Annotated in this window: 6 protein-coding genes; all 6 read left to right on the top strand. The window is 58.8% G+C overall.

What is annotated here, in order from left to right:
- Nucleotides 1–748: 748 nt before the first annotated feature.
- Complete coding sequence (locus tag RMO15_RS24405) at nt 749–3,007, top strand: ABC transporter ATP-binding protein (protein ID WP_309718719.1); 2,259 nt, start codon at nt 749–751, stop codon at nt 3,005–3,007.
- A 1-nt stretch (nt 3,008) separates the two neighbouring features.
- Nucleotides 3,009–3,536: a DUF1854 domain-containing protein gene (locus RMO15_RS24400; protein ID WP_309718714.1), complete on the top strand. Its 528-nt coding sequence runs from the start codon at nt 3,009–3,011 to the stop codon at nt 3,534–3,536.
- Between the two features lie 2 nt (nt 3,537–3,538).
- On the top strand, nt 3,539–4,141 hold the full coding sequence (locus tag RMO15_RS24395; protein ID WP_309718711.1) for a GDSL-type esterase/lipase family protein: 603 nt from the start codon (nt 3,539–3,541) through the stop codon (nt 4,139–4,141).
- The gene (locus RMO15_RS24390) at nt 4,141–4,362 is read left to right on the top strand and encodes a hypothetical protein (RefSeq protein ID WP_309718708.1); all 222 of its coding nucleotides are present in this window, start codon (nt 4,141–4,143) and stop codon (nt 4,360–4,362) included. The genes RMO15_RS24395 and RMO15_RS24390 overlap by 1 nt, the downstream gene beginning before the upstream one ends.
- A gap of 9 nt (nt 4,363–4,371) precedes the next feature.
- A complete protein-coding gene (locus tag RMO15_RS24385) occupies nt 4,372–4,947 on the top strand; it encodes a phytanoyl-CoA dioxygenase family protein (protein WP_309718704.1) in 576 nt (191 codons plus the stop codon).
- A 212-nt stretch (nt 4,948–5,159) separates the two neighbouring features.
- Nucleotides 5,160–5,666: nitrilase-related carbon-nitrogen hydrolase (locus tag RMO15_RS24380; protein WP_309718701.1), on the top strand; the 507-nt coding region annotated here is incomplete at its 3' end.

Here is a 5,666-nt window from a genome sequence, read left to right as displayed (position 1 = left end):
TTCCTCCAGAATTCATCGTGACGGAGACGAGAGGCGTGGTGGAGATCCAACCGAAAAAGTTCGTCAGGGAGTTTGTCAACTGTGAAAGTTGGGAGTTTGGATCTACTCCATTGGAAGCGAAGGCTGTAACAGAGTTGCCTGGAAAAGCCTGGATATCGCCACCAGCATTACTCAAGTAGAAATCCGCCCCGAAGGCGAAGACCTGTGTAGGGGAGCTGCTAACCGTCGCTACCAGGTTAGTGGTGGTGCCGGCGGTAGACATAGCTCCTGTATTGGAGAACAGTCCCGATGGCGGTGCCGTGTATGTGACGGAGAAACCATTGCCAGAGCGCGTTGCAGAGGCTGCAAAGATACTACCGAACGTAACACCTGCAAAATCATCGGTAAAGAAGCCTGGCTGTAATGCGGCCAGAAAACTAGCCCGGTTCGTGTACGTCGTGATCGTGGCCTGCGCGGTTTGCGGAAGCCCGGCCAGTCCAAGCAGTGCCAGTGCAGCCAGGGTGCCGCGTGTCAGCGAGAAACGAGAAACGCATAAAATCTATCCTTTTCATAGATCCGGGGGAACGCGTGGGTGCCCCGAGTCGAGACCGATGCCCTTGAACCCGTGCTCGCTGGGATTGCTGGCATTATACACATAAAACCTGCTAAAGAGACCAGCCTGCGATTTTGCAAACTTAAATCTCACAAATCCCCCAAATTAACGATAAAAGCCTATCAAAAAACCGTTTGCGGGGGTAGAATGTCGCCTATGGCAATGCTCGAAGAGCTTCCCGCTTCCGTGGAAGCGGCGCTCAAGGCCCAGCGGAACGGCCACGGTACAGATCCCCTCACCCTCGCGGTCAAGGCGGACATCAACACTAGCGGCGTGATTGGCGAGCGGTGGGTGACGATGGACGCGGACGCGATCCGGGTCTACTCTCCCAATGGCGCTTCCGCAGCACACCTGGACCTCGCAGTTCTCGTCAGCGAGATCACCGGCGCGAAGACCGAATCGCTTGTCGGGGGCGGGGCACTCACGGTGTCAAAGGGCTCGGACGTGATCGAGCTGGCACGCTACACCACGCCGCTCGGCGGGCGCATGGCCGGGGTTGCTCGCGTCATGGAGGCCATCGCAAAAGGCCGCGAGCTGCCCGACGCGGAGCTGGAGGAAGTCGAAAAACTCTGCCCCAAGTGTAGCCGCGCTCTGCCCAAGGACTCGGATGTCTGCCGCCACTGTTTTGACAAGCGCGCGACGTTTACGCGGCTCTTGGGCTACGCCAAAGGCTACAAGTGGCAGGCGATTGTCGTGACGGTGCTGATGCTCGCGGTAACGGCGCTCCAGCTCCTGCCCGGCATTATCGTTAAGAACCTCACCGATGATGTTCTGGTGCCCACAACGCAGATCGCGGCGGCAGTACGAACCGACAGACTGATCTACTGGGTGCTCGTGATGATCGGTGCGGGCGTGCTGGGCCTCGTGATGGGTATCTTCCGCTCCCGTCTGACGGCCTACCTCTCGCTCACCATGACGCGCCAGATCCGCACCGAGACCTACGCCACGCTCCAAAAACTCGGGCTCTCGTACTACGACAAGCGGCAGTCCGGTGCGCTCCTCAACCGCGTTACCTCCGATGTCAACGAGCTCAACAACTTTCTCGTAGACGGACTCCAGATGTTTGTTGTCAATGGCCTCATGCTCATCGGAACCCTCATTATCGTCTTTCGCGAGAACTGGAAGCTCGCCCTTTTGGTGATGATCCCGATTCCTTTGGTGGTCTTTGGCACGAGCAAGATCTGGAAGTTTTTGTGGGGGCGGCTTGAGAAGCTCTGGAACCTGCGCTCCTCCATGACGGCCAGCATCGCCGTCGCGCTCAACGGCACCCGCGTCGTCAAAGCCTTCGCCCAAGAAGAGCGGGAGATGGCGCGCTTTAACAGCAAAGTGGGTGCTCTCTACCACGCGAACTTAGACCTAGAAAACTGGTGGGCGACACTTCTTCCCATTCTGGGTTTTCTCATGACCAGCGGCGGGTTTATCGTCTGGTACGTCGGAGGCAAGCAGGTCATCGGGGGCGAGATCACCTTTGGCACGCTCAACATGTTCTTCTACTATCTCGGGCAGCTCTACGGCCCGCTCCAGGGCATGACCCGAATCGCAGACTGGCTGGGACGCGTCTTGACCAGCGCCGAGCGTGTCTTCGAGGTCATGGACACCCAGCCCGATGTCGCGGATACGTCGGACTCGGTCGCGATGCCCAACATGAAGGGCGAGTTGCTCTTCGAGAACGTCAGCTTCGGCTACGACAAAGCGCGGCGGGTTTTGGAGAACGTGGATCTGCACGTCATGCCTGGCGAGATGATCGGCCTCGTGGGACACTCCGGTGCGGGCAAGTCCACCATCATCAACCTCATCTCGCGCTTCTACGACCCCAGCGAGGGCCGCATCTTAATTGACGGCGTCGAGATGAAGAAAGTCAAGCTTCAGGACCTGCGCAGCCAGATGGGCATTGTCCTCCAGGAGCCCTTTCTCTTTCCCGGCACGATCTCCGAGAACATCGCCTATGGCAAGGCCGACGCCACCCGTGAGCAGATCATGCGCGCCGCAAAAGCCGCCAACGCCCACGACTTCATCCTGCGCTTCCCCGACGGCTACGACTCTTTAGTGGGCGAGCGCGGCGCACGGCTCTCCGGCGGCGAGCGCCAAAGAATTAGCATCGCACGCGCCATTCTCCACGACCCCAAAGTGCTGATCCTCGACGAAGCCACCGCCTCCGTAGACACCGAGACCGAGAAGCAAATTCAAGAAGCCATCCAGCGCCTCATCGCGGGCCGAACCACGTTCGCCATCGCCCACCGCCTGAGCACACTCCGCAACGCCGACCGACTCGTCGTCATCGAGAAAGGCCGCGTCGCCGAGATGGGCACCCACGCCGAGCTGATGGAGAAAGATAACGGCATCTTTAGAAAGCTCGTCGAGATGCAGCTTGAAGTCAACAAGCTCAAGGCCGAAAACATAGTCTTGGAGGATTAGAATGCAAACAAGCGAAAACACCGACTTTGACCTTATCTTTCTTGACCCAGCAACCGTGACACTCTTTCGCACGGGGGGCAGCGCCGTTCGGGCCACGATTGCCGACCCTAAGATCGGCTACGAGCGCACCGTGCTGGTCTGCCAGATCGCGCGGGCGTTTCCCCTCTCGCTGCAAGATCAGTACATTGGGCTACGTGATGCCAAAGATAAAGATGTCGGGATGCTGGAGACCGTGAAGGGCCTCGACGCGGAGTCGCACAAGATCTTAGACGAGGAGCTGGCACGGCGCTACTTTGTCCCAACGATTCTCAAAGTCACCAAGGTCAAGAAAGAGTACGACACCGTGAACTTCGAAGTAGAGACAGACAAAGGTGAGCGCAAGTTCTCGGTGCAGAACCTCAAGGACTCGATTCAGGAAGTCGGGGGGGGGCGCGTGCTCCTCACGGATCGCACGGGCAGCCGCTACAACATTCCCGACTACCGAAAGCTCGACGAAAAGACGCTCACGATTCTCTCACGCGTGCTGTAGCCATGAAGTCGGTGCTCTGCTACGGCGACTCGAACACCTGGGGCGCAAGCCCGATTGATATCACCCGCCTCGATGATCAGACGCGCTGGACAGGCGTCTTGCAGTGCCTCCTCGGAGAGAGCTGGCGGGTGCTGGAAGAGGGTTTGTCAAATCGCACCACAGGCTTTGACGACGCGCTCGTTCTCATGCGCAACGGCAAGGCGACGTTCCCGATGGTCTGTGACACGCACCGGCCTTTCGAGTGGCTGATCGTGATGCTCGGAACCAACGATGCCAAGTCGCGCTTTCCTCACACGCCCGACGAGGCCGCTGATGCCGTCGAGAGTATCGGGAAGATGGGAGCTGCCCAAGGAGCAAAAGTACTCCTGATCGCCCCGCCCCCGCTGCGCCTCCCCATCGCCTACCCAGAGTTTGACGAAGCGCGTGCCGTGAGCTTCTCCCGTGCCCTCGCCCCGCTCTACCTTGAGGTAGCGGAGGCCCGCGGCTGGGAGTTTCTCAACGCCGGTTCCGTGATTAGTGTCAGCCTGCTCGATGGCGTTCACGTCGAGGCGGAGGCACACACGCGGCTCGCGCAGGCCATTGCCTCCCTCTTAAGGAACGCTTGATGCAAAAGACGCTTGATGATTTTAACAGCGACGGTTTCGTCGTGCTAGAAGACGTACTAGATCCCGCGCACTGCGAGGTGCTCTGCGAGAAGATGCTGGCGGATGTGGACGCGATCCTCAAGCGCCCCGATGTCCCGTTTAACTTCAACAAGGGCAATATCCAGCAAGCCCCTCCGCCGTTTGCTCCCTATCTCTTTGAGGACATTCTCTTCAAAGTGTAGATCATCGCGGTGACAAAAGCCATTCTGGGGCCGGGCGTCAAAAACAACTTCTACTCCGGCAACACCGCGCTCCCCGGCGAGCACTTCCAGCCCGTGCACCCCGATGTCGCGCAGCTCTGGCAGGGACTAGAGCACGCGACACCTAGCTTTGGTATTGTCATCAACGTGCCTGTGGTAGACATGGGGCCAGAAAATGGCGCAACCCAGCTCTGGCCCGGCACTCACTTAGATACTCACTACTTCCACGGCGACGGCTCCGCAAGAGTCTCAGACGAGCACCTGGCGGCTTGGCGTGAAAAGCGCCCCCCGATCCAGCCGACAGTCAAGCGCGGCTCCGTGGTGATCCGTGACATTCGGCTGTGGCACGCCGGAATGCCTAATCGAACGCAGCAGCCCCGCCCCATGATCGCCATGATCCACTGGTGCGGCTGGTACGCGGACTGCGACAGTATCGAGATCCCCGAGCGCAGCCGGAGCTTCTTCGAGAACAAAGCGCTCCATACCAATATCAAAGTCATCCCAGACGACCAGTTTGACCACATCAAGCACGGCGGGGCTTATGATGTTCAAGAAGAAGCCTCCTAGGAAGCGATATACTAAGCCATGACAGAGCCTGCCTCCAAACTCACAAAAACGAAGGATTCTCCAGGAATCGAACGACAAAAACTTGGTCTGGACGAGCGCTGTGCGGCAGAGATTCGCAGTCGGGTGCTCGCCCTCTCCCGTGTGTGGGATGACCCCGTACTCGATGTTTATAATGCTCTCTTAACGAACGATGCCCCTAGCAAAACGTGGCAATGAAAATACTTGCCCTTCAGCTTGATATTGCTTGGGAAGACCCGCAGGCCAACTTTGCGAAAGTGGAGCAGCTTCTCGCCGAGGCAAAGCCTGAGCCCAATACGCTCGTCGTGTTACCCGAGATGTTTGCCACGGGCTTCTCGATGAGTATTGAGGCGACGGAGCCGGAAGGTGGCCCTATCGCGAGTTTCTTGCAACAGCTTGCTCAGCGCTGGCAAGTCACTCTGGTGGGCGGCGTGGCGATCAACGGGCACAATCGTGCCCTTGTCTTCGCGCCCAACGGCACCCGTATCGCGGACTACACCAAGATCAAGCCGTTTATCGTAGGGGGTGAGACCTACGCACCCGGCAAGCAACAGGTCGTTTTTTCCTGGGCGGAGATTCGCGTCACTCCGTTTATCTGCTACGACCTGCGCTTCCCCGAGGTCTGGCGGGTGGCGGCAGCGGCATGGCGACCTGAGCTGTATCTGGACATCGCGAGCTGGCCAAGCGCCCGCGCTCACCAC

The organism is Armatimonas sp., assembly GCF_031410135.1.
Taxonomy (GTDB): Bacteria; Armatimonadota; Armatimonadia; order Armatimonadales; family Armatimonadaceae; genus Armatimonas.
Note: the sequence above shows the minus strand (reverse complement) of the source record. Positions and strands in the feature narration are given on the sequence as shown.